This window comes from Pseudomonas sp. F2 (assembly GCF_057174385.1).
In genome coordinates, this window is sequence record NZ_CM169904.1 from 5082008 (window position 1) to 5103136 (window position 21129).

The window sequence follows — 21129 nt, forward strand, 5'->3', positions numbered from 1 at the left end:
TGAGGTCTCCAGAGCACAAAGGGGGGGATTGTAGCGCAGCCTCATCGGCCACGGCTGCTAAAGCTGTGCAGGGCTTTCTCGATGCATTGTGCAGTTTTGCCGAATGCCTGCACGGTGATGTCGGCGAACGGCCCGCCGCCCTGATCGGCCACGACGATCATGATCACCCGGCCGTTATTGACCAGTGAGCGCAGGAACAGGTGCTCGCCACGGAACAGCGAACGCAGGCCCGGCGGCAACAATGCGGAAAACTGTGCGTTGTTCTCGGGGTTGATCCGCACTTGTGCCTGCTGCGCGAGTAGCCGCTGCAGGACTTTGCTCTGACTGACGACAAAATTCAGCGCGGCGGCTTCCTTCGGCAAACCGAAGGTCTGGTGTACGCGCAGATTGGACTGCGTGCGGTCGGCCATCAGAATCATCACCCGGCGCATGCCGCTGGCGACCAGCGCATCGCGCGCGGCGACGGTCAGGCTCATGGCATTGGTGAAGCGGCTCGGCTCGGCCAGCAGTTCGGCGCATTGTCGGCGCCACTGCGTCAGGTCCTCGGCACTCGGCGCGGCCGCTGGCAGCATCCCGGCCGGCAAGCGATGGGTACCCCACGGCCACAATAATGAAACGGCCGGGTGCCACAGATCGGGCATGGCATGCTGGCGCGCACTGTTGGCGGCTTGCTGGTGCAACTGCTGCTGCACTTCATCCATCGAGATTTGCAGATAAAGGCTGGTCAGGTACTGCCAGCGCTCGCTGTGCGGACTGTCCCAGGCCTGTTGCGCCGACAGCGCCAGACCGTTGGCCAGCAATACGGTGTTGGCCGGTTGATTGAGCCAGCGGCGCAAAGTCGGATCGTCATCGAGGCGATTCTGCTGGCGCAGCGGATGCTCGCTGTCGCGGGCGATACGCAGCACTTTCACCAGTTCGCGCTGTTCGCTGAGCAGCAGTTTATAGCCTTGCTGCACCCAGATCGGCAGGTGCCAGACCTGTACCAGTGCCTCGGCGATCTTCAGCAGGCGGACGCCAAACAATTGCTTCTCGACCACCAGCGCCGATTCGCCCTTGTGGATCACCCGCAGCTCCCACTCTTCGAGCAACTCGGGAAACGTCAGCGCCAGCGGCCATAACGGCGAGAGAAACAACAGGCTGCCCCAATGAATGTCCTGCCACAGACGCGCGAGGCGACTGGCGAAAAAACCATTGGCCTGTTGTGTGGCGTGCTGGCTGATCATTTGCAGTTGGCGCAGGGCTTTGGGGATCTGCAGCTGCGGTTCGACCGGCAGGCGCGCGAGCAATTCTTCGGTACGCGCCAGGCCCAGGCGGTTGATCGCCACCTCGAGATTTTCCGCCGGTGCGGCCAGGGTGCCGTGGGTGTGACGATTCGCCTCACGGATGATGCTCAAGGCCAGTGCCGGGCTGTCCTGCATCAGGTCGGCGATGTCGCGCAGCGAACTGCGGTTGTCACGGACCGCGCGGCACACCTTGTCGTGAGCCTCTTGCGGCACGGGCAGCCGGACACTGTCGAGCAGCTTGACCCAGCCTTCGAGGGTGGTCGGTTTTACGGGTGGGACGTTCGTTTCATTAGCCATGTCTGGACGGGATCTTCACTGACTGTAGACGCGCCCGGCATGGGCTAAATTGGCTTTTCGCCTGAACTGGCTATAGTCTGGCGCAGTTTTGCCGATAAGTAGAAGAAGAGATTTTTTAACTTCCGAATATGACCTTGAACCCGACTTAAACAAGTACTTTCTACCTATGGCTAAAATTATCGGCATCATCGTCGTGTTCGCGAGCGTGCTCGGCGGATACGTGCTCTCCCACGGCAAAATTGCCGCCCTGATCCAGCCCTTCGAGGTGATGATCATCGGTGGTGCGGCCCTCGGTGCATTCCTGCAGGCCAACCCCGGTTACATGACGATGCACGTGCTCAAGAAATCCCTGAGCATGTTCAGTTCGCGTTTCAGCCACACGTTCTATCTGGAAGTGCTGGGCCTGATCTACGAGATCCTCAACAAGAGCCGCCGCGAAGGCATGATGGCCATCGAAGGCGACATCGAAGACGCTGCCGCGAGCCCGATCTTCGCCAAGTACCCGGCCGTGCTCAAAGACGAGCGCATGACCGCGTTCATCTGCGATTACCTGCGCATCATGTCCTCCGGCAACATGGCTCCTCATGAGCTGGAAGGCCTGTTCGACATGGAGCTCTACAGCCTCAAGGAAGACCTTGAGCACCCGTCCCATGCGGTGAACGGCATCGCCGACGCCATGCCCGGTTTCGGTATCGTCGCGGCGGTATTGGGTATCGTGGTGACCATGGCGTCCCTGGGTGAAGGCGATCAGAAATCCATCGGTCTGCACGTCGGTGCGGCACTGGTCGGTACCTTCTTCGGTATTCTCGCGGCGTACGGTTTCTTCGGCCCGTTGGCGCACTCGCTGGCCCACGATGCCAAGGAAGAGCTGAACGTCTATGAAGCCATCAAGGCTTCGCTGGTGGCGTCGGCGTCCGGCATGCCGCCATCGCTGGCGGTGGAGTTCGGGCGCAAGGTTCTGTACCCGGCGCACCGTCCAAGCTTCGCCGAGCTGGAACAAGCCGTTCGCGGTCGCTAAGCCATGGAAAATAATCAGCCGATAATCATCAAGCGCGTCAAGCGCATAGCCGGTGGGCATCACGGCGGGGCGTGGAAGATCGCCTTCGCCGACTTCGCCACGGCGATGATGGCGTTCTTCCTGGTGTTGTGGTTGCTGTCCACCGCAACGCCGGAGCAGAAGATCGCCATCGCCGGTTACTTCAAGGATCCGGTCGGCTTCTCCGAAAGCGGCACGCCGTACATCATCGATCTGGGCGGTACGCCGACCCTGGCACCGGAAAACACTCTCAACCCTGAGGTGAAATCGCAGCCGCAACCGGACAAGGTCACGGTCGACACCGAACAGGTCGAAGGCATGGCCGAACAGGTCGAGAAAGAACGCCTGGAGCTGTTGCTGCAAGAACTGCAGAACAAGGTCGACGAGAACCCGCAGCTGCAGAAGTTCAAGGATCAGATCCTGTTCGAGATCACCCCGAACGGCTTGCGCATCCAGATCATGGACGCCGAAAACCGGCCGATGTTCGACTCGGGCTCGGCACGTCTGAAGCCGTACTTCGAAGACATCCTGCTGGCCATGGCCGACACCATCAAAGCGGTGCCGAACAAGATCAGCATCAGCGGCCACACCGACGCCAAGCCGTACACCGGCACCGGCGATTTCGGTAACTGGGAGCTCTCGGCGAATCGTGCCAACGCCGCGCGGCGTGCACTGGTGGCCGGCAGTTATCCGGATTCGCAGGTGGCGCGAGTCGTGGGTTATGCCTCGTCGGCGCTGTTCGACAAGGAAAACCCGTTCAACCCGGTCAACCGCCGCATCGACATCGTGGTCCTGACCAAAAAGGCGCAAGCGGCCATCGAAGGCTCGCAGGGGGCCGATGCGGCCAAACCTGCTGCCGAAGGTCAGAACGGCGCCGCTCCGGCGACGCCGGTCGATCCGAACGCGTTGCCGGCAGATCAGCAACCGGTACCGGCCCACGAGTTGCGCGAACGCTTGAACCTGTTCGACGACGCCGCACCGAAACCGGCCGCGCCGGGGACTGCGGCGCCAGCGCCTTCTGCTCCGCCAGCCGCTGCACCGGCCCCCGCACCGAAGCAGTGACCGACAAAAAAGCCGACAGTGATGTCGGCTTTTTTGTGGCTGTTGATCGGCTTCAGAAACCGCGCCGAATCCGGTTTTTCAGTTGTTCATGGAACAGATCGGCGTTGCGCTTATAGGTACCACTGAAGGATTCGTTGCTCGAATCCAGCGTCATCGAGCGCTTGCTTGACACCTCTTCACGATAGGCATCAATGAAGAAGTTCAGATCATTGGCCGTGCTCAGCTTCGGCCACTTGTCCAGATACTCCGGCAACTGCGCTTGCCCGGTGCGGAACGAGCAGATCCGCCGGTTGCTGATCGTCGCTTCGCAGATTTCGAACGGCACCCACCACGACAGCGCAGTCTGCTCCGAAACCACCGCCAGCAGGTGCGTGCATTCGGTGATGTTGCGGGTGATCACGCCGGTGATGTCGTCGGTGGTCTGCGACTCCGGGTCGAGCACATCAAGGTAAGTCTTGATGTTGGCCTGTATCAGTCGGCTGTTGATAGCCATGGCCTGCGGGCGATCCATGTGGCGGTAGCTGATGAAAACCGGCATCAGAAATGTCCTTTTATGGCGAGTTCGCGGTAATAGGCGCCGAGTGCCGTGAGGCGGCAGCCCGTGGAGTGAATGGCGGCGTAATACATGTGCTCGGCATCCACCGGTTCGATCAGGCTGTGGCGGTTGCACTTTTGCAGTTGCGCGAAGACCTCACCGTGCTCCGGGTCGAATGTCGTTTCGGTAGGTTCGTAGCTGGGATCGAGGGCGAACATCGACTCGGCTTCGGCAAACCATTCCGGCAACTTGCGCAGGATCTCTTTGGGGATCAGCGGCGAGACCTCGCGCAAGGAAATGAACTGCGAAACGTTGGTCTTGAATACCGGACGCTGTTCCCAGGCGTCGAGCGCGTTGTCGACGAAGGAGTACAGGCTGCCGGGGGTAATCTTGCCGAGAATGTTCGCCGCGCCACCGTGCAGGGCCTGCAACAATAAAGCGGTGAAGACGCCATGTTGCGTACCCTCCATGGCTGGCTCCTCCTTTTTGCAGGCGGTGAGAATGGTCATGCCTTCACCGACCACGCTGCTTTCACTGCGCAAGACTCGGACCTCACCGGCCGAGCCGCCTTGGCAGCAATCGAGGATGATCACTTTGTTTTTGATGCGGGTGGCTTTGGTGGCCCAGTTGAGAACGTCGCTGATGCGGATGCCGTCCTTGGCCGTGCGATAGTCCTGCGGGATCAGCATGCCTTCATCGGTGTCGACATCGAAGCTGCCGTGGCCGGCGAAATACAGCAGGGCGACGTTGCAGTCGCCGGAAAACAGTTCGCGAATCTGGTCTTCAAGTTTTTCCCGGCTCAGGTAGTCCTCTGCGGACGTCAGCACCACGTTCTTGAAATTCGGATCGCCGTTGGCGTCGGTCTTCAGCACCGAAGCCATGGCCATGGCGTCATTGCTGCAACCGCTCAGTCGCGAAACATGGGTGTAGTCGTTAATGCCGATAAACAGTCCCTTGCGCATGGTTACACCGCCGTGTGCTGGCGGATCGCACCGATGATGCTATTGGTATTCCACGCGCACTCGGCGTGCGCCGCATTACGCACCACCGTGGAAATGCGCTCGGCGCCGAACGGTTTGATCGCGATGATCACTTTGCCCATGCGCTTGGCGATCTCGATTTCCTTGTTGATCCACTTGCTGTAGGTCGAATACATCCCGGCCATGATCAGCACCGCCGAGCACGGGCGAATCTTGTTTTCGATGGCCTCTTCGAGCTGCCTGTCGGTCTGCGCGCCCATGACCGGGTTGTGCGGCGGCACGGAAAAATTCTTGAAACTGAAATCCGGTCTGGCGCCGAGCAGGCGTACCAGATTGTCGTGGGCGTGGGCGTAGTTCCACGAATGGCTGATGAACAAATGGTAGGTCTGCATGGGGTTCCTCGAAGGTCGCGAAGGTGCGAAGGAACAACCCAATCTAGGCATCTGGAAAGCGCCCGCAAGGTCTGCGCGCGGAAAGAGAAATGTCCTGCAAGCAGGTGCGAGCAGGCCTGTCAGAAAGGTCTGACGTTTAAACGGTCGGGGGATTTGTCAGGCGTGGTCCGACATCCGGCAGCCCCCGGACGGGGGGCTGCCAGTGCAGATGTTTAGTAGCCGGTTTCCGGCAGGCTGGCGATGATCGAGCGGTAGCTGTTCATCCGCTGCTGTTGCACACGGCCATCTTCCAGGGCTTTGAGCAGTGCACAGCCGGGTTCGCGGTCATGCTTGCAGTCGCGGAAGCGGCAGGTGCCGAGCAGGTCGTTGAACTCGATGAAGCCGGCTTCGACATCAGCGCGGCTGACGTGGCCCAGGCCGAACTCACGGATCCCCGGGGAGTCGATCAACTCGCCGCCGCCCGGAAAGTGGAACAGGCGCGCAGTGGTCGTGGTGTGCGTACCCTGACCGGACAACTCCGACAGCGGGCCGACACGGGTTTCGACTTCCGGCAGCAGGCTGTTGACCAGCGACGACTTGCCGACGCCGGACTGGCCGACGAATACGCTGATGCGGCCGTCGAGCTGCTTCTGCAACTGCTCCATGCCGTTGCCGTGATGCGCGGACACTTCCAGCACCGGATAACCCAGCGTGCGGTACACCGCCAGCAGCGCGTTGAGCGCCGGGGCGTTCTGCTCGTCGATCAGGTCGAATTTGTTCAGCAGCAGCAACGGACGGATGCCGGCGTGTTCAGCGGCCACCAGGTAGCGGTCGATCAGGTTGGCATGCGGCTCGGGCAGTGGCGCGAAGACGATGACGATCATGTCGACGTTGGCGGCCACCGGCTTGAGCTGGCCACGGCTGTCCGGGCGGCAGAGCTCGGTGGTGCGCGGCAGTTGCGCGACGATCACGCCGATGCCCTGGTTGCCGGCGCGCCAGACTACCCGATCACCGGTTACCAGTGCGGGCAGGTTGGCGCGCAGGTGGCAACGGAATACCTGGCCGGCCAGTTCGCCGTCCACAGCCTCGACCTCGACCTGCACCCCGAAGTGGGCGATCACCAGGCCGTGTTGCTCAGGCCCCAGATCGCCACCCTCAAGGGCTTCGACCGCCGAGGACTCGCGTTTAGCGGCGCGGGCGGCGCGCTCGCCCTGAATCTTTTCGATGCGCCAGTTTTGACGACGATTGAGTTGGCGTTTGGCCATGGGTGTTCCGTCTGAAGAATGCAGCGATTAGGTAAAACGGCCGCGAGTTTAGCACGCCCGGGCACCGGCCTAGGCTAAACTGCGCAGCATTGCCTAGGAGCCCGAATATGCAAAACCCGCAGAACCTGATCTGGATCGACCTGGAAATGACCGGTCTGGATCCGGAAAACGACGTCATCATCGAAATGGCCACCATCGTCACCGACAGTGACCTGAACACCTTGTCCGAAGGCCCGGTGATCGCCATTCACCACAGTGACGAGGTGCTCGCCCGCATGGACGAGTGGAACACCCGCACCCACGGCAACTCGGGCCTGACCCAGCGCGTACGCGACAGCCGCATCAGCATGGCCGAAGCCGAGGCCGAGACCATCGCCTTTCTGGAAAAGTGGGTGCCGAAAGGCAAGTCGCCGATCTGCGGCAACAGCATCTGCCAGGATCGGCGCTTCCTTTATACCCACATGAAGGCGCTGGAAAGCTACTTCCACTACCGCAACCTCGACGTGTCGACGCTCAAGGAGCTGGCCGCACGCTGGGCACCGGACGTGCGCGACAGCTTCAAGAAGGGCAGCACGCACCTGGCACTGGACGACATTCGTGAATCGATCGCCGAGTTGCAGCACTACCGCAAGCATTTCATCAAGTTTTGATGTTGTCCCTGTAGGAGCTGCCGCAGGCTGTGATCTTTTGATGTTGCTTGTAAAAAACAAGATCAAAAGATCGTCCGATCGCGGCCCGAGCCTGCGGCAGCTCCTGCGAAGGATTGTCGTGATCGTGCCCCCTTCTGGTGCGGCCCCGAAATGGCTAGACTGCGCGCCTTCCTGCCAGGACCGCCACCATGTTGCTGATGCTCTATCTGATCGCCATTACCGCCGAAGCCATGACCGGCGCGCTGTCTGCCGGACGGCGCGGCATGGACTGGTTCGGGGTGGTGCTGATCGCCTGCGTCACGGCGCTGGGTGGCGGTTCGGTGCGTGATGTGCTGCTTGGGCATTACCCACTTACCTGGGTCAAACATCCGGAATACTTGGTGCTGACTTCGGCCGCCGCAATGCTCACCGTGTTCACCGCGCGCTGGATGCGTCACCTGCGCTCACTGTTTCTGGTGCTCGACGCGGTCGGCCTGGTGGCGTTCACCCTGATTGGCTGCATGACTGCGCTGGAAATGGGCCACGGCATGCTGGTGGCGTCGGTCAGCGGCGTGATCACTGGAGTGTTCGGTGGCATCCTGCGCGACATTTTCTGCAACGACATCCCGCTGATCTTCCGCCGCGAACTGTACGCCAGCGTCTCATTCGCCGCCGCGTGGTGCTACATGCTCTGCCTGTACCTGAATGTGCCGAGCGAGCAGGCGATTCTGATCACCTTATTCGGCGGTTTTCTGCTGCGGTTGCTGGCCATCCGTTTCCATTGGGAAATGCCCAAGTTCGTCTATAACGACGAGCATTAATGCATTCCCCTGCAGGAGCTGCCGCAGGCTGCGATCCTTTGATCTTGTCTTTTAAATATCAAAGTCAAAAGATCGCAGCCTGCGGCAGCTCCTACAATTGACCGTGTTGTTTCAGCGCCCACTCGACGTGTTCGCGGACTAGATCGGACGGGTAATCACGACGCGCCTTCAAGGCTTCCAGTACCGGAATGCTCGATGGCGCGTTGCCCAGGCCGACCGCCAGATTGCGCAGCCAGCGCTCGTAACCGGCGCGGCGCAGCGGTGAGCCTTCGGTGCTGCTGAGAAATTTGTCCTCGTCCCACATGAACAGCTCCGCCAGTTCGGCGTTGTCCAGGTTGTGCCGCGGCTTGAAATCGCTTTCTCCGGACGGTCGGGCGAAGCGGTTCCACGGGCAGACGATCTGGCAATCGTCGCAGCCGAACACGCGGTTGCCGATCAGCGGGCGCAGGTCTTCGGGGATGGCGTTTTTCAGCTCGATGGTCAGGTACGAGATGCAGCGCCGGGCGTCCAGCACGTAGGGGCCGACGAAAGCATTGGTCGGGCAGATGTCCAGGCACGCGGTGCAGCGCCCGCAATGTTCGCTGCTGTGCGGTTCGTCCACGGGCAGCGGCAGATCGACAAACAGTTCACTCAAGAAGAAATAGCTGCCGGCCTTGCGGTTCAGCACGAGCGTATTTTTACCGATCCAGCCCAGCCCGGCCTGCTCGGCAATGGCTTTTTCCAGCACCGGGGCGCTGTCGACGAAGGCGCGGAAACCGAATGGGCCGATCTGCGACTGAATCTTGTCGGCCAATTGCTGCACACGTTTACGGATCAATTTGTGGTAATCGCGGCCCAAGGCATAACGCGAGATGTAAGCTTTCTCCGGTTGCGCCAGCATTTGCACCATTTGCGTGTCGCCGGGCAGATAGTCCATGCGCAGCGAAACCACACGCAATGTGCCGGGAACCAGTTCCTCCGGATGCGAGCGTTTGCTGCCGTGGGCGCCCATGTAATCCATTTCGCCGTGGTAGCCGGCGGCGAGCCAGCGCTGCAGATGCTGCTCATGCTCGGCCAGGTCCAGACCGCTGATGCCGACTTGCTGGAAGCCCAGCTCGCGGCCCCAATCCTTGATCGATTGGGCGAGGGCGGGCAGATCTGTGGTGATGGCGGACATGAGGCGAGAGAAACCGGAGCTGAGGTGCGTATAATTCTGCCAGACATCGGAGCCCTAAGACGCATGCCGCACACGAAAGATGAATTACCCGACGCGCTGTATGGCGCCGCGCAGGTGCGAGCACTCGATGCGCGGCTGATCGCTGCGGGTACGCCGGGCTTCGAATTGATGCAGCGCGCCGCTCATGCGACCTGGCGCGCATTGGTGCGACAGTGGCCTGCGGCGAACCAAATGACTGTGCTTGCCGGGCATGGCAACAACGCCGGTGATGGTTTTCTGATCGCCGCGCTGGCGCACCGGGCCGGGTGGGCGGTGCGGGTGCTGGCCGTCGGTGATCCGCAACGCTTGCAGGGCGACGCGGCGCAGGCTTACGCGCAGGCCATCAACGATGGCGTTGCCGTGCAGGGCTGGACCGCGCACAGCGAGCTGCGCGGGGTGATTGTCGATGCCTTGCTCGGCACCGGGCTGACCGGCGATGTACGCGAGCCGTATGCCGCCGCAATCAAGGCCATCAATGCCAGTGGCCTGCCGGTGGTGGCGGTGGATATTCCTTCCGGACTGTCTGCCGATACCGGGCATGTTCTCGGCGTTGCGGTGCGCGCCGACCTTACCGTGACCTTTATCGGCTTGAAACTCGGCCTGTTCACCGGTGATGCGGCGGATCAGGTCGGGGCGTTGGTGTTTAACGATCTGCAAGCCGCCGCCGACATCTACCGTGACATTCCTGCCAGCGCTGTGCGTCTCGCGACGGCTAATCTTCCACGACTGGCCGCGCGTGCGCCCGCTGCGCACAAAGGGCGCTTCGGGCATTTGCTGTTGATCGGCGGCGATCAGGGGTTTGGCGGGGCGATCCTGCTCAGTTCCGAAACGGCCCTGCGCAGCGGCGCCGGGATGGTGTCGCTGGCAACCCGACCGGAACATGTCCCGGCAGCGCTGACGCGGATGCCGGAAGTCATGGTGCTCGGCACGTCGTCGGCCAATCAGTTGATGGGGCTGCTGGAAAAAGTCTCAGTGCTGGTGGTGGGCCCGGGACTCGGGCAGGCCAGTTGGGGCCGAGCGCTGTTGTCCGCTGCCGCCAATGCATCGCTGCCACAAGTGTGGGACGCCGACGCGTTGAATCTGCTGGCTGCGGGGTCGGTCAACCTGCCCAAGGATTGCGTGATCACCCCGCATCCGGGCGAAGCAGCGCGCCTGTTGGGGATCAGCACCGCAGAGGTTCAGGCCGATCGTCCGGCCGCCGCGCGAGCGTTGAGCAAGAAATACTCGGCCGTTGTTGTGCTCAAAGGCGCCGGCAGTCTGATCGCCCATCCCGATGGGCGTCTGGCGCTGTGTCATCAAGGCCATCCGGCCATGGCCACTGCTGGCTTGGGCGATGTGCTCGCCGGGTTGACCGGGGCGCTGCTGGCGCAGGGCATGGACGGCTTCGACGCCGCGTGTCTGGCGGTCTGGCTACACGCCAATGCCGGTGCGCAACAAGGTAAATTCGGCCGTGGTCTGGCGGCCAGTGATCTGATTCCAGTCATTCGTCAGTTGTTGGAGGAGCATGCACCGTGTCTGAAGTAACCCTGTACCTGGCCGATGAACAGGCCATGAGCGACTTTGGCGCACGGATCGCCCGCGTTACCCGGGGCCACGGCCTGATTTTTCTCGAAGGCAACCTGGGCATGGGCAAAACCACTCTGTCGCGGGGCATCATTCGTGGCCTGGGGCACGTTGGCGCGGTAAAAAGTCCGACCTTCACCCTGGTCGAACCCTACGAAATCGGTGACATCCGCGCCTTTCACTTCGATCTGTATCGCCTGGTCGATCCGGAAGAGCTGGAGTTTCTCGGCATCCGCGACTATTTCGAAGACGACGCGCTGTGCCTGATCGAGTGGCCCGATAAAGGTGCAGGCTTTTTGCCAAAGCCTGACCTGACCATTACCATTAGCCCGCAAGACAGCGGGCGTTCGCTGAAAATTTTATCCCAGGGCTCGCGTGGCGACGCCTGGTGTGCCGCTTTGGCATTGGAATCCAATTAAATGATGGGGTTAGGTATGCGCTTTCGCGCGTTGGTGGCTGCCGTTGGACTGATGTTGATGGCAGTGACCGTCAACGCTGTGGCCGAGACAAAGGTCAACAGCGTGCGCCTGTGGCGGGCGCCGGACAACACGCGACTGGTCTTCGACCTGAGCGGCCCGGTGCAGCACAGCGTCTTCACCCTGACCGCACCGGATCGGCTGGTGATCGACATCAACGGCGCCACCCTGGGCGCGCCGCTGAAAGTCTCGACCGCCAACACGCCAATCACCGCGATGCGTTCGGCCCAGCGTACGCCGACCGACCTGCGGGTGGTCATCGACCTGAAAAAAGCCGTCACCCCGAAAAGCTTCTCGCTGGCGCCGAACGCGCAATACGGTAACCGTCTGGTGGTCGACCTGTTCGACAACCCGGCCGATGCGGCGCCGCCGCCAGCTCCGACGCCATCGGTCGCCACCGTGCCGGCCGTGCCGGTCACGCCGTCGGAACCGGCGATCAAGTTGCCACCGGCCCCGGCCGGCAAGCGCGACATCATTGTGGTGATCGACGCCGGCCACGGCGGCGAAGACCCGGGTGCGTCCGGCTCGCGCGGCCAGCGTGAGAAAGACGTGGTGCTGCAGATCGCCCGCGAACTGCAGCGTCAGGTCAACGGCATGAAAGGTTTCCGCGCCGAGCTGACCCGGACCGGCGACTACTTCATCCCGTTGCGCGGCCGTACCGAAATTGCCCGCAAGAAGGGCGCCGACCTGTTTGTTTCGATCCACGCCGACGCCGCGCCGTCTGCAGCAGCCTTCGGTGCCTCGGTGTTTGCCCTGTCCGATCGCGGCGCCACCTCGGAAACCGCCCGTTGGCTGGCTGACAGCGAAAACCGTTCCGACCTGATCGGCGGTGCCGGCAATGTCAGCCTCGACGACAAGGACCGCATGCTCGCCGGTGTGTTGCTCGACCTGTCGATGACCGCGTCGCTGACCTCCAGCCTCAACGTCGGTCAGAAAGTCCTGACCAATATTGGCCGCGTGACCCCGCTGCACAAGCAGCGGGTGGAGCAGGCCGGCTTCATGGTGCTGAAGTCGCCGGACATCCCGTCGATCCTCGTCGAAACCGGATTTATCTCCAACGCCAACGAAGCGAACAAACTCTCGGCATCGAGCCACCAGCAGGCGCTGGCCCGCTCGATCAGCAGCGGCGTGCGCCAGTTCTTCCAGCAGAACCCGCCACCGGGCACCTACATCGCCTGGCTGCGTGACTCCGGCAAGATCGCCCAGGGCCCGCGTGATCACCGCGTAAGCCCGGGCGAAACGCTGGCGATGATTGCGGTGCGTTATCAGGTATCCCCCGCGACGCTGCGCAGCGCCAACAACCTCAGCAGCGATGAGTTGAAGGTCGGTCAGCACCTGACCATCCCTGGCACCGAACTGGCGTCCAAAGAATGAACCAGGTGTTGAACGCTGCGCGCATTGAACTGCTCAGCCCACGGCTGGCGAACCAGATCGCTGCCGGTGAGGTGGTCGAACGCCCGGCTTCGGTGATCAAGGAGTTGCTGGAAAACAGCCTCGACTCCGGTGCCAGGCGCATCGATGTCGATGTCGAACAGGGCGGCGTCAAGCTGCTGCGGGTGCGTGACGACGGCAGCGGTATTTCCGCCGACGACCTGCCGCTGGCGCTGGCCCGTCACGCCACCAGCAAGATCCGCAATCTCGAAGACCTCGAACAGGTGATGAGCCTCGGCTTCCGCGGTGAAGCACTGGCGTCGATCAGTTCCGTGGCGCGCCTGACCCTGACCTCGCGCACCCGCGATGCGGAGCAGGCGTGGCAGGTCGAGACTGAAGGCCGCGACATGGCGCCTCGGGTGCAGCCGGCAGCGCATCCGGTCGGTACCTCGGTGGAAGTGCGCGACCTGTTCTTCAATACGCCGGCGCGGCGCAAGTTTCTCAAGACCGAAAAAACCGAATTCGATCACCTGCAAGAAGTGATCAAACGTCTGGCGTTGGCGCGTTTCGACGTCGCCTTCCATCTGCGCCATAACGGCAAGACCATCCTCAGCCTGCACGAGGCCCACGATGATGCGGCCCGCGCCCGGCGGGTGGCGGCGATCTGCGGTTCGGGCTTTTTGGAGCAGGCGCTGCCGATCGAGATCGAGCGCAACGGCCTGCACCTGTGGGGCTGGGTCGGGTTGCCGACCTTCAACCGCAGCCAGGCGGACTTGCAGTATTTCTTTGTGAATGGCCGTGCGGTGCGCGACAAACTGGTGGCCCACGCGGTGCGTCAGGCTTATCGCGATGTGCTGTTCAACGGTCGTCATCCGACGTTTGCGCTGTTTTTCGAGGTTGATCCGGCGGCGGTGGACGTCAACGTGCACCCGACCAAGCACGAAGTGCGCTTCCGTGACGGGCGCATGGTGCATGACTTCCTTTACGGCACGCTGCACCGCGCGCTGGGCGATGTGCGTCCCGAGGATCAGTTGGCCGGTTCCGTGACGACCGCTGTCGTTCGGCCAACGGGCATCGAGGCCGGCGAATTCGGCCCACAGGGCGAAATGCGTCTGGCAGCCAATGCGCTGCTCGAGCAACCGCAGGCGCAACCGGCGTTCAACACGTCTTCGGGCGCCAGCGCTGGCGGCGCTTATCAGTATCAGTACACGCCACGTCCGCAATCGGCGATCCCGCCGGCCGCCGAGGCTCAAGCCGCTTACCGCGAGTTCTTCGCACCGTTGCCGGAAGCGAATGCCAACGCACTGCCGGCCGGTCAGGAAGATACTCCGCCGCTTGGTTACGCACTGGCGCAGCTCAAGGGCATCTACATCCTGTCCGAGAACGCCCAGGGTCTGGTGCTGGTGGACATGCATGCCGCGCATGAGCGGATCATGTACGAACGCCTGAAAATCGCCATGGCCAGCGAAGGTCTCAGCGGCCAGCCGCTGCTGGTGCCGGAGTCGCTGGCGGTCAGTCAGCGTGAAGCCGATTGTGCCGAAGAACACGCTGCATGGTTCCAGAAACTGGGCTTCGAGCTGCAGCGTCTGGGCCCGGAAACGTTGGCGATCCGCCAGATTCCGGCGCTGCTCAAACAGGCCGAGGCTAACCGGCTGGTGGGTGACGTGTTGTCGGATCTGATGGAATACGGCACCAGCGACCGGATTCAGGCACACCTGAACGAACTGCTCGGGACCATGGCCTGCCACGGTGCGATTCGCGCCAATCGGCGTCTGGCCCTGCCAGAAATGAACGGCCTGCTGCGCGACATGGAAAACACCGAGCGCAGCGGTCAATGCAACCATGGCCGACCGACCTGGACCCAACTGGGCCTGGACGATCTGGACAAACTGTTCCTGCGCGGTCGTTGATGAGCCAGCTCCCTCCAGCGATTTTCCTGATGGGCCCGACCGCTGCGGGCAAGACCGACCTGGCCATCGAGCTGACCAAGGTGCTGCCGTGCGAGCTGATCAGCGTCGATTCGGCGCTGGTCTATCGCGGCATGGACATCGGCACCGCCAAGCCTTCCAGGGAGTTGCTGGCCGAGTTTCCGCACCGGCTGATCGATATTCTCGATCCGGCTGAAGCCTATTCGGCTGCGGATTTCCGTCGCGATGCCCTGCAAGCCATGGCCGAGATCACCGCGCGCGGGAAAATTCCGCTGCTGGTCGGCGGCACCATGCTCTATTACAAGGCGTTGGTTGAAGGCCTGGCGGACATGCCGGCGGCTGATCCTGAAGTCCGCGCACAGATCGAAGAAGAGGCTGCGCGCCTTGGCTGGCAAGCCCTGCACGAGCAGCTGGCGATCATCGATCCGGTGTCGGCGGCACGCATTCACCCGAACGATCCGCAGCGCCTGAGTCGGGCGCTGGAGGTTTATCGGGTCAGCGGTCAGAGCATGACCGCCCTGCGTCAGCAACAATCTGCGCAAAGTACTGAAGCAGCCGCTTCGGGACGGCAACAATTGCCCTATACTGTCGCGAACTTGGCCATTGCTCCGGCAAATCGCCAGGTACTGCACGAACGCATTAAACAAAGATTCACAAATATGCTGGAACAGGGATTCATCGACGAGGTCGTAGCCCTGCGTAAAAGAAGTGACCTGCATGCCGGGTTGCCGTCTATACGTGCGGTAGGCTACCGCCAAGTCTGGGACTACCTGGATGGCAAGCTGTCGTTAGCTGAAATGCAGGAACGCGGCATCATTGCCACGCGTCAATTGGCCAAGCGCCAGTTCACCTGGCTGCGCAGCTGGGAAGAACTGCACTGGCTGGACAGTCTTGATTGCGACAATCTGCCACGCGCCTTGAAATACCTTGGGACCATCTCCATATTGAGCTGAGTCCTTGCAATTGCCGTCTATCCTTGGGGGTGTGGCGGCCAAAGCCATCTGAATTACCTATTTTTATTATTGAATCCTTAAAGGAGTGCGGCACATGTCAAAAGGGCATTCGCTACAAGACCCTTACTTGAATACTTTACGTAAAGAGAAAGTTGGGGTTTCCATCTACCTGGTCAACGGTATCAAACTGCAAGGCACGATCGAGTCGTTCGACCAGTTCGTTATCCTGCTGAAAAACACCGTCAGCCAGATGGTTTACAAACACGCTATCTCGACAGTCGTGCCAGTACGTCCAATTCGTCTGCCTAGCGCAACCGAATCCGATGCAGGTGACGCTGAGCCAGGTAACGCCTGATAGGAGTCTCCTTTGTTCTTTGAGCGCCACGGTGGTGGTGAGCGAGTCATCCTCGTTCACTTGGAAGGTCAGGACCCTGAGGCGCGCGAAGATCCGCAGGAGTTTCAGGAATTGGCTAATTCGGCGGGCGCCGAGACCGTTGCGTTTTTTAACGTACCGCGTCATCGGCCAACCGCCAAATTCCTGATTGGCAGCGGCAAGGTCGAAGAATTACGCGACCTGGTCCATGCCGAGAAGGCCGATCTGGTGATTTTCAATCACATTCTCACGCCCAGTCAGGAACGTAACCTCGAACGTGTTTTCGAGTGTCGCGTGATCGACCGTACCGGCCTGATTCTCGATATCTTTGCCCAGCGCGCGCGTACCCATGAAGGCAAGCTCCAGGTCGAACTGGCCCAGCTTGATCACATGAGCACCCGTCTGGTTCGCGGCTGGACTCACCTTGAGCGTCAGGGTGGCGGTATCGGCATGCGCGGTCCGGGTGAAACCCAGCTCGAAACCGACCGGCGTCTGCTGCGGGTACGTCTGCGTCAGATCAAGGGTCGTCTGGAAAAAGTGCGCAGCCAGCGCGAGCAATCGCGACGCGGCCGCTCCCGTGCGGATATCCCTACCGTGTCTCTGGTGGGCTATACCAACGCCGGTAAATCCACGCTGTTCAATAACGTGACCAAATCCGAGGTGTACGCGGCCGACCAGTTGTTCGCCACGCTGGACCCGACCCTGCGCCGTCTGGAACTGGACGACCTGGGGCCGATTGTTCTCGCGGACACGGTAGGGTTCATTCGGCACTTGCCGCACAAGCTGGTCGAGGCATTTCGGTCTACGCTCGAAGAGTCGAGCAACTCCGACCTGCTGTTGCACGTGATCGACGCGGCCGAGCCGGATCGCATGTTGCAGATCGAGCAGGTGATGGTGGTGCTGGGCGAGATCGGGGCGCAGGACTTGCCGATCCTCGAGGTATACAACAAACTCGATTTGCTTGAAGGCGTTGAGCCACAGATCCAGCGCGATGCCGATGGCAAGCCACAACGGGTCTGGCTGTCGGCGCGTGATGGCACGGGGCTGGAATTGCTTGAGCAAGCCATTGCCGAGTTGCTGGGCAGTGATTTGTTTGTGGGCACATTGCGTTTGCCACAACGGTTCGCTCGACTGCGTGCGCAGTTCTTCGAACTCGGCGCGGTACAGAAAGAAGAACACGACGAAGAAGGCATCTGCCTGCTGGCCGTTCGTTTGCCCCGGGTCGAGTTGAATCGACTGGTAAGCCGCGAAGGATTGCAGCCGATGGAATTCATCGAGCAACACACTTTGCAATAAAAGCCTGGCAAAGCGGTTGTGCCGCAACGGCAGGCATTCTGTAGCATTGGTCGGCGCGCCGTGGGTGCGTCTTTGCTTTATCAGATGGAGAGCGCTATGGCTTGGAATGAGCCGGGTGGCAACTCGAATAATCAGGATCCTTGGGGTGGCAAGCGCCGCAATAACGGCGACCGCAAGGGGCCACCGGATCTCGACGAGGCCTTCCGAAAGCTGCAGGAAAGCCTGAACGGGTTGTTCGGTGGTGGTAAGAAACGCGGTGGTGACGACGGCGGTGGTTCGGGCAGGAGTGGTGGCGGCTTCGGCGGTCTGCTCGGCATCGGCCTCGTCGTGCTGGCGGCTGTCTGGCTGTACAGCGCGGTCTATGTGGTCGACGAGCAGGAGCAAGCCGTGGTGCTGCGCTTCGGCAAGTACTACGAGACTGTCGGCCCCGGCCTGAACATCTACTTCCCGCCGATCGACAAGAAGTACATGGAGAACGTCACGCGTGAGCGTGCCTACACCAAGCAGGGCCAGATGCTGACCGAAGACGAAAACATCGTCGAAGTGCCGCTGACCGTGCAGTACAAGATCAGCAACCTGCAGGACTTCGTGCTGAACGTCGATCAGCCGGAAATCAGCCTGCAGCATGCGACCGACAGCGCCCTGCGCCACGTGGTGGGTTCGACCGCCATGGACCAGGTGCTGACCGAAGGTCGTGAGCTGATGGCCAGCGAAATCAAGGAGCGTCTGCAACGTTTCCTCGATACCTATCGCACCGGTATCACCGTCACCCAGGTCAACGTACAGAGCGCAGCGGCACCGCGCGAAGTGCAGGAAGCCTTTGACGATGTGATCCGCGCCCGCGAAGACGAGCAGCGTTCGCGCAACCAGGCGGAAACCTACGCCAACGGCGTCGTGCCGGAAGCCCGTGGTCAGGCCCAGCGTATCCTCGAGGATGCCAACGGTTACCGTGACGAAACGGTCTCGCGCGCCAAGGGTGAGGCAGACCGCTTCACCAAACTGGTCGCCGAGTATCGCAAGGCCCCTGAAGTCACCCGCCAGCGTCTGTACCTGGACACCATGCAGGAAGTCTTCAGCAACACCAGCAAGGTACTCGTGACCGGCAACAAGAACGGCCAGAGCAACCTGCTTTACCTGCCGTTGGACAAGATGATCCAGAACAGTTCGGGCAGCAATGCACCGGTGACCGGTTCGGCCGCCGCCAGCAACAACACGGACGTCGCGCCGCATGTCACTGACCTGCCGCAGACACGTACAAGGGAGAGCCGCTGATGAGCAATAAATCGCTGATCGCCCTGATCGTTGGCGTTGTCGTGGTGTTGGTGGGCTGGAACTGCTTCTACATCGTCGCGCAGACCGAGCGTGCGGTGCTGCTGCAATTCGGTCGTGTGGTTCAGGCTGATGTTCAGCCCGGCCTGCACGTGAAAGTGCCTTACGTTAACCAGGTGCGTAAATTCGACGCACGTCTGATGACGCTGGATGCACCGACACAGCGCTTCCTGACCCTGGAAAAGAAAGCCGTGATGGTCGATGCCTACGCCAAGTGGCGCGTGAAAGATGCCGAGCGCTTCTACACCGCGACTTCCGGCCTCAAGCAAATCGCTGACGAGCGTCTGTCCCGTCGTCTGGAATCCGGTCTGCGTGACCAGTTCGGCAAACGCACCCTGCACGAAGTGGTGTCGGGTGAGCGTGATGCGCTGATGGCTGACATCACCGCGTCGCTGAACAAGATGGCGGAAAAAGAGCTGGGTATCGAAGTCGTCGATGTCCGGGTCAAGGCCATCGATCTGCCGAAAGAAGTGAACCGCAGCGTGTTCGAGCGTATGAGCACCGAGCGTGAGCGTGAAGCTCGCGAGCACCGCGCCAAGGGTAACGAGCTGGCCGAGGGCATCCGTGCCGACGCCGATCGTCAACGCCGCGTGCTGCTGGCTGAAGCCTATCGTGAATCCGAAGAGATTCGCGGTGACGGCGATGCCCAGGCCGCTGCGATCTACTCCAAGGCCTACGGTCAGGATCAGGAGTTCTACGGTTTCTACCGTAGCCTGCGTGCCTACCGTGACAGCTTCGCGAACAAATCCGACGTCATGGTTCTCGACCCAAGCAGCGACTTCTTCCGTTACCTGGAAAAGTCCAAGCCTTGATACGACGTTGACCTGAATCATTCCGCCCGGCGGCTAAAACCTCGGGCGGGGTGATCCTTTGGGAAAACGTGTGTATGATGCGGCAGCCGGGAAATTCCCGGCTTTTTTGCGTCTGCACGTTTGATTGCTGTTTTTTGTTGCAGGCATCGGGTTGAATGGCCCGAGCGTTTTTCGAGGAAAGTGATGGGCGAAGCCGGTAACAGGCCTTTCGCCGCGTCGTTCATGCGCGTGCGTTTTGAACGGTTTGGTCATTTTCTGCTTCACTCAAGGCTCGCCCGCAGGCTGGCCGCCCGGATCAAAGGGGAATGGCGTAATGGCAACGGTAGACCGCTGGCTGCTGCCAGATGGCATCGAAGAAGTACTGCCACCGGAAGCGGCGCGCATTGAAGTCGCGCGTCGTCAGGTGTTGGATCTGTTCCAGAGCTGGGGTTACGAGTTTGTCGTGACTCCCCATATCGAGTACCTGGAATCCCTGCTGACCGGTGCGGGCCAGGACCTGGATCTGCGTACCTTCAAGGTCATCGACCCACAGTCGGGTCGGCAGATGGGTTTCCGCGCCGACATCACGCCGCAAGTGGCGCGCATCGATGCGCATACCCTGCGTCGCGAAGGCCCTAGCCGCTTGTGCTACGCCGGCAGCGTGTTGCATGCCCAGCCGCGTGCGCTGTCGTCCTCGCGCAGCCCGATTCAACTGGGTGCCGAGTTGTACGGCGACGCCAGCCCGAGCAGTGACGTTGAAGTCATTAGCCTGATGCTGGCCATGCTGCAACTGGCCGATGTGCCGGATGTGCACATGGACCTTGGCCATGTCGGCATCTACCGTGGTCTGGCGCGTGCCGCCGGTCTGTCGGGTGAGGTTGAGCAGCAGTTGTTCGATGCGTTGCAACGCAAGGCCATCGACGAGGTCATTACCTTGACCGAAGGCCTGCCGGCCGATCTGTCCGGCATGCTGCGGGCGCTGGTCGACCTGTGTGGTGGCCGGGAAGTACTGAGCGCTGCCCGTGAGCGTCTGGCCAATGCCCCGGCGCCGGTTCTGGATGCGCTGGAAGATTTGCTGGCAATCGCCGAGCGTCTGGCGACGCGCTTCCCGGATCTGCCGCTGTACTTCGATCTGGGCGAGCTGCGCGGCTACCACTACCACACCGGTGTGGTGTTCGCGGTGTTTGTCCCGGGCGTGGGTCAGTCCATCGCTCAGGGCGGTCGTTACGACGACATCGGCGCCGACTTCGGTCGCGCCCGTCCGGCGACCGGCTTCTCTACCGATTTGAAAACCCTGGTGACCCTGGGGCGTGCTGAGATCGAGCTACCGTCTGGCGGTATCTGGATGCCTGACAGTACGGATGCGGCACTCTGGCAGCAGGTTTGCCAGTTGCGCAGTGAGGGTCAGCGTGTCGTTCAGGCCTTGCCTGGACAACCTTTGGCCGCCGCCCGTGATGCGGACTGCGACCGGCAATTGATTCAGCAGAACGGGCTTTGGCAAGTATCGCCACTGGCTTCTTGAGTTTTCCTGCCGGCCATCGCCGGCACCAAGTTTGCGCGAATGAGGACAAGTGT

General features: G+C 61.4%; 20 protein-coding genes. 14 read left to right on the forward strand and 6 right to left on the reverse strand.

Annotated features, from left to right (window positions below):
* Nucleotides 1–41: 41 nt before the first annotated feature.
* Entirely contained in the window at nt 42–1580 is a 1539-nt protein-coding gene (locus AC193Q_RS22865) for an HDOD domain-containing protein (protein ID WP_483878818.1), read from the reverse strand.
* 166 nt (nt 1581–1746) lie between these two features.
* Between AC193Q_RS22865 and motA the strand changes: the two genes are divergently transcribed.
* Complete coding sequence (gene motA, locus AC193Q_RS22870; RefSeq protein WP_007952169.1) at nt 1747–2598, forward strand: flagellar motor stator protein MotA; 852 nt, start codon at nt 1747–1749, stop codon at nt 2596–2598.
* Nucleotides 2599–2601: 3 nt separating this feature from the next.
* The gene (gene motB, locus AC193Q_RS22875; RefSeq protein WP_047290970.1) at nt 2602–3678 is read left to right on the forward strand and encodes a flagellar motor protein MotB; all 1077 of its coding nucleotides are present in this window, start codon (nt 2602–2604) and stop codon (nt 3676–3678) included.
* Between the two features lie 52 nt (nt 3679–3730).
* Here motB and AC193Q_RS22880 read toward each other — a convergent pair whose 3' ends face one another.
* The 4 genes from AC193Q_RS22880 to rsgA form a co-directional block, all read right to left on the reverse strand.
* Nucleotides 3731–4216, reverse strand: a complete 486-nt coding sequence (locus AC193Q_RS22880; RefSeq protein WP_483878819.1) for a toll/interleukin-1 receptor domain-containing protein — start codon at nt 4214–4216, stop codon at nt 3731–3733.
* On the reverse strand, nt 4216–5175 hold the full coding sequence (locus AC193Q_RS22885; protein ID WP_483878820.1) for a caspase family protein: 960 nt from the start codon (nt 5173–5175) through the stop codon (nt 4216–4218). Before AC193Q_RS22885 ends, AC193Q_RS22880 begins: the two co-directional genes overlap by 1 nt.
* 2 nt (nt 5176–5177) lie before the next feature.
* Entirely contained in the window at nt 5178–5585 is a 408-nt protein-coding gene (locus tag AC193Q_RS22890) for a TIR domain-containing protein (protein WP_483878821.1), read from the reverse strand.
* Nucleotides 5586–5797: 212 nt separating this feature from the next.
* Nucleotides 5798–6829 carry a small ribosomal subunit biogenesis GTPase RsgA gene (gene rsgA / locus AC193Q_RS22895; protein ID WP_095667692.1) on the reverse strand — a complete coding sequence of 344 codons (1032 nt, stop codon included), beginning with the start codon at nt 6827–6829 and terminating at the stop codon, nt 5798–5800.
* Nucleotides 6830–6936: 107 nt separating this feature from the next.
* On the opposite strand from rsgA, the gene orn reads away from it, so the two are divergent.
* Entirely contained in the window at nt 6937–7479 is a 543-nt protein-coding gene (orn, locus tag AC193Q_RS22900; RefSeq protein ID WP_121183411.1) for an oligoribonuclease, read from the forward strand.
* A 188-nt stretch (nt 7480–7667) separates the two neighbouring features.
* Nucleotides 7668–8279 carry a trimeric intracellular cation channel family protein gene (locus tag AC193Q_RS22905; protein ID WP_047290974.1) on the forward strand — a complete coding sequence of 204 codons (612 nt, stop codon included), beginning with the start codon at nt 7668–7670 and terminating at the stop codon, nt 8277–8279.
* Between the two features lie 91 nt (nt 8280–8370).
* Here AC193Q_RS22905 and queG read toward each other — a convergent pair whose 3' ends face one another.
* Nucleotides 8371–9435: a tRNA epoxyqueuosine(34) reductase QueG gene (queG, locus tag AC193Q_RS22910; RefSeq protein ID WP_121183413.1), complete on the reverse strand. Its 1065-nt coding sequence runs from the start codon at nt 9433–9435 to the stop codon at nt 8371–8373.
* 63 nt (nt 9436–9498) lie between these two features.
* On the opposite strand from queG, the gene AC193Q_RS22915 reads away from it, so the two are divergent.
* From AC193Q_RS22915 to AC193Q_RS22960, 10 genes are all read left to right on the forward strand, one after another.
* Nucleotides 9499–10998 carry an NAD(P)H-hydrate dehydratase gene (locus AC193Q_RS22915; protein WP_121183415.1) on the forward strand — a complete coding sequence of 500 codons (1500 nt, stop codon included), beginning with the start codon at nt 9499–9501 and terminating at the stop codon, nt 10996–10998.
* Nucleotides 10986–11456, forward strand: a complete 471-nt coding sequence (gene tsaE / locus AC193Q_RS22920) for a tRNA (adenosine(37)-N6)-threonylcarbamoyltransferase complex ATPase subunit type 1 TsaE (RefSeq protein WP_047290977.1) — start codon at nt 10986–10988, stop codon at nt 11454–11456. The genes AC193Q_RS22915 and tsaE overlap by 13 nt, the downstream gene beginning before the upstream one ends.
* 51 nt (nt 11457–11507) lie before the next feature.
* Nucleotides 11508–12887 carry an N-acetylmuramoyl-L-alanine amidase gene (locus tag AC193Q_RS22925; protein ID WP_373557748.1) on the forward strand — a complete coding sequence of 460 codons (1380 nt, stop codon included), beginning with the start codon at nt 11508–11510 and terminating at the stop codon, nt 12885–12887.
* A gap of 5 nt (nt 12888–12892) precedes the next feature.
* Nucleotides 12893–14794 carry a DNA mismatch repair endonuclease MutL gene (gene mutL / locus AC193Q_RS22930; protein WP_183082872.1) on the forward strand — a complete coding sequence of 634 codons (1902 nt, stop codon included), beginning with the start codon at nt 12893–12895 and terminating at the stop codon, nt 14792–14794.
* On the forward strand, nt 14794–15765 hold the full coding sequence (gene miaA / locus AC193Q_RS22935) for a tRNA (adenosine(37)-N6)-dimethylallyltransferase MiaA (protein ID WP_121183419.1): 972 nt from the start codon (nt 14794–14796) through the stop codon (nt 15763–15765). Before mutL ends, miaA begins: the two co-directional genes overlap by 1 nt.
* 94 nt (nt 15766–15859) lie before the next feature.
* Entirely contained in the window at nt 15860–16120 is a 261-nt protein-coding gene (gene hfq, locus AC193Q_RS22940) for an RNA chaperone Hfq (RefSeq protein WP_003221112.1), read from the forward strand.
* Between the two features lie 12 nt (nt 16121–16132).
* Nucleotides 16133–17434: a ribosome rescue GTPase HflX gene (gene hflX / locus AC193Q_RS22945; RefSeq protein ID WP_003221114.1), complete on the forward strand. Its 1302-nt coding sequence runs from the start codon at nt 16133–16135 to the stop codon at nt 17432–17434.
* Between the two features lie 96 nt (nt 17435–17530).
* Nucleotides 17531–18706 carry an FtsH protease activity modulator HflK gene (gene hflK / locus AC193Q_RS22950; RefSeq protein WP_041065698.1) on the forward strand — a complete coding sequence of 392 codons (1176 nt, stop codon included), beginning with the start codon at nt 17531–17533 and terminating at the stop codon, nt 18704–18706.
* Nucleotides 18706–19575 carry a protease modulator HflC gene (gene hflC, locus AC193Q_RS22955; protein WP_041065696.1) on the forward strand — a complete coding sequence of 290 codons (870 nt, stop codon included), beginning with the start codon at nt 18706–18708 and terminating at the stop codon, nt 19573–19575. Before hflK ends, hflC begins: the two co-directional genes overlap by 1 nt.
* Nucleotides 19576–19888: 313 nt before the next feature.
* Complete coding sequence (locus AC193Q_RS22960) at nt 19889–21076, forward strand: ATP phosphoribosyltransferase regulatory subunit (RefSeq protein ID WP_131670982.1); 1188 nt, start codon at nt 19889–19891, stop codon at nt 21074–21076.
* Nucleotides 21077–21129 lie beyond the last annotated feature (53 nt).

Excerpts from the sequence above, each read along its gene's own strand:
- AC193Q_RS22865 (WP_483878818.1), bottom strand. The coding sequence starts at position 1,580 with ATGGCTAATGAAACGAACGTCCCACCCGTAAAACCGACCACCCTCGAA.
- motA (WP_007952169.1), top strand. The coding sequence starts at position 1,747 with ATGGCTAAAATTATCGGCATCATCGTCGTGTTCGCGAGCGTGCTCGGC.
- motB (WP_047290970.1), top strand. The coding sequence starts at position 2,602 with ATGGAAAATAATCAGCCGATAATCATCAAGCGCGTCAAGCGCATAGCC.
- AC193Q_RS22880 (WP_483878819.1), bottom strand. The coding sequence starts at position 4,216 with ATGCCGGTTTTCATCAGCTACCGCCACATGGATCGCCCGCAGGCCATG.
- AC193Q_RS22885 (WP_483878820.1), bottom strand. The coding sequence starts at position 5,175 with ATGCGCAAGGGACTGTTTATCGGCATTAACGACTACACCCATGTTTCG.
- AC193Q_RS22890 (WP_483878821.1), bottom strand. The coding sequence starts at position 5,585 with ATGCAGACCTACCATTTGTTCATCAGCCATTCGTGGAACTACGCCCAC.
- rsgA (WP_095667692.1), bottom strand. The coding sequence starts at position 6,829 with ATGGCCAAACGCCAACTCAATCGTCGTCAAAACTGGCGCATCGAAAAG.
- orn (WP_121183411.1), top strand. The coding sequence starts at position 6,937 with ATGCAAAACCCGCAGAACCTGATCTGGATCGACCTGGAAATGACCGGT.
- AC193Q_RS22905 (WP_047290974.1), top strand. The coding sequence starts at position 7,668 with ATGTTGCTGATGCTCTATCTGATCGCCATTACCGCCGAAGCCATGACC.
- queG (WP_121183413.1), bottom strand. The coding sequence starts at position 9,435 with ATGTCCGCCATCACCACAGATCTGCCCGCCCTCGCCCAATCGATCAAG.
- AC193Q_RS22915 (WP_121183415.1), top strand. The coding sequence starts at position 9,499 with ATGCCGCACACGAAAGATGAATTACCCGACGCGCTGTATGGCGCCGCG.
- AC193Q_RS22925 (WP_373557748.1), top strand. The coding sequence starts at position 11,508 with ATGTTGATGGCAGTGACCGTCAACGCTGTGGCCGAGACAAAGGTCAAC.
- miaA (WP_121183419.1), top strand. The coding sequence starts at position 14,794 with ATGAGCCAGCTCCCTCCAGCGATTTTCCTGATGGGCCCGACCGCTGCG.
- hfq (WP_003221112.1), top strand. The coding sequence starts at position 15,860 with ATGTCAAAAGGGCATTCGCTACAAGACCCTTACTTGAATACTTTACGT.
- hflK (WP_041065698.1), top strand. The coding sequence starts at position 17,531 with ATGGCTTGGAATGAGCCGGGTGGCAACTCGAATAATCAGGATCCTTGG.
- hflC (WP_041065696.1), top strand. The coding sequence starts at position 18,706 with ATGAGCAATAAATCGCTGATCGCCCTGATCGTTGGCGTTGTCGTGGTG.
- AC193Q_RS22960 (WP_131670982.1), top strand. The coding sequence starts at position 19,889 with ATGGCAACGGTAGACCGCTGGCTGCTGCCAGATGGCATCGAAGAAGTA.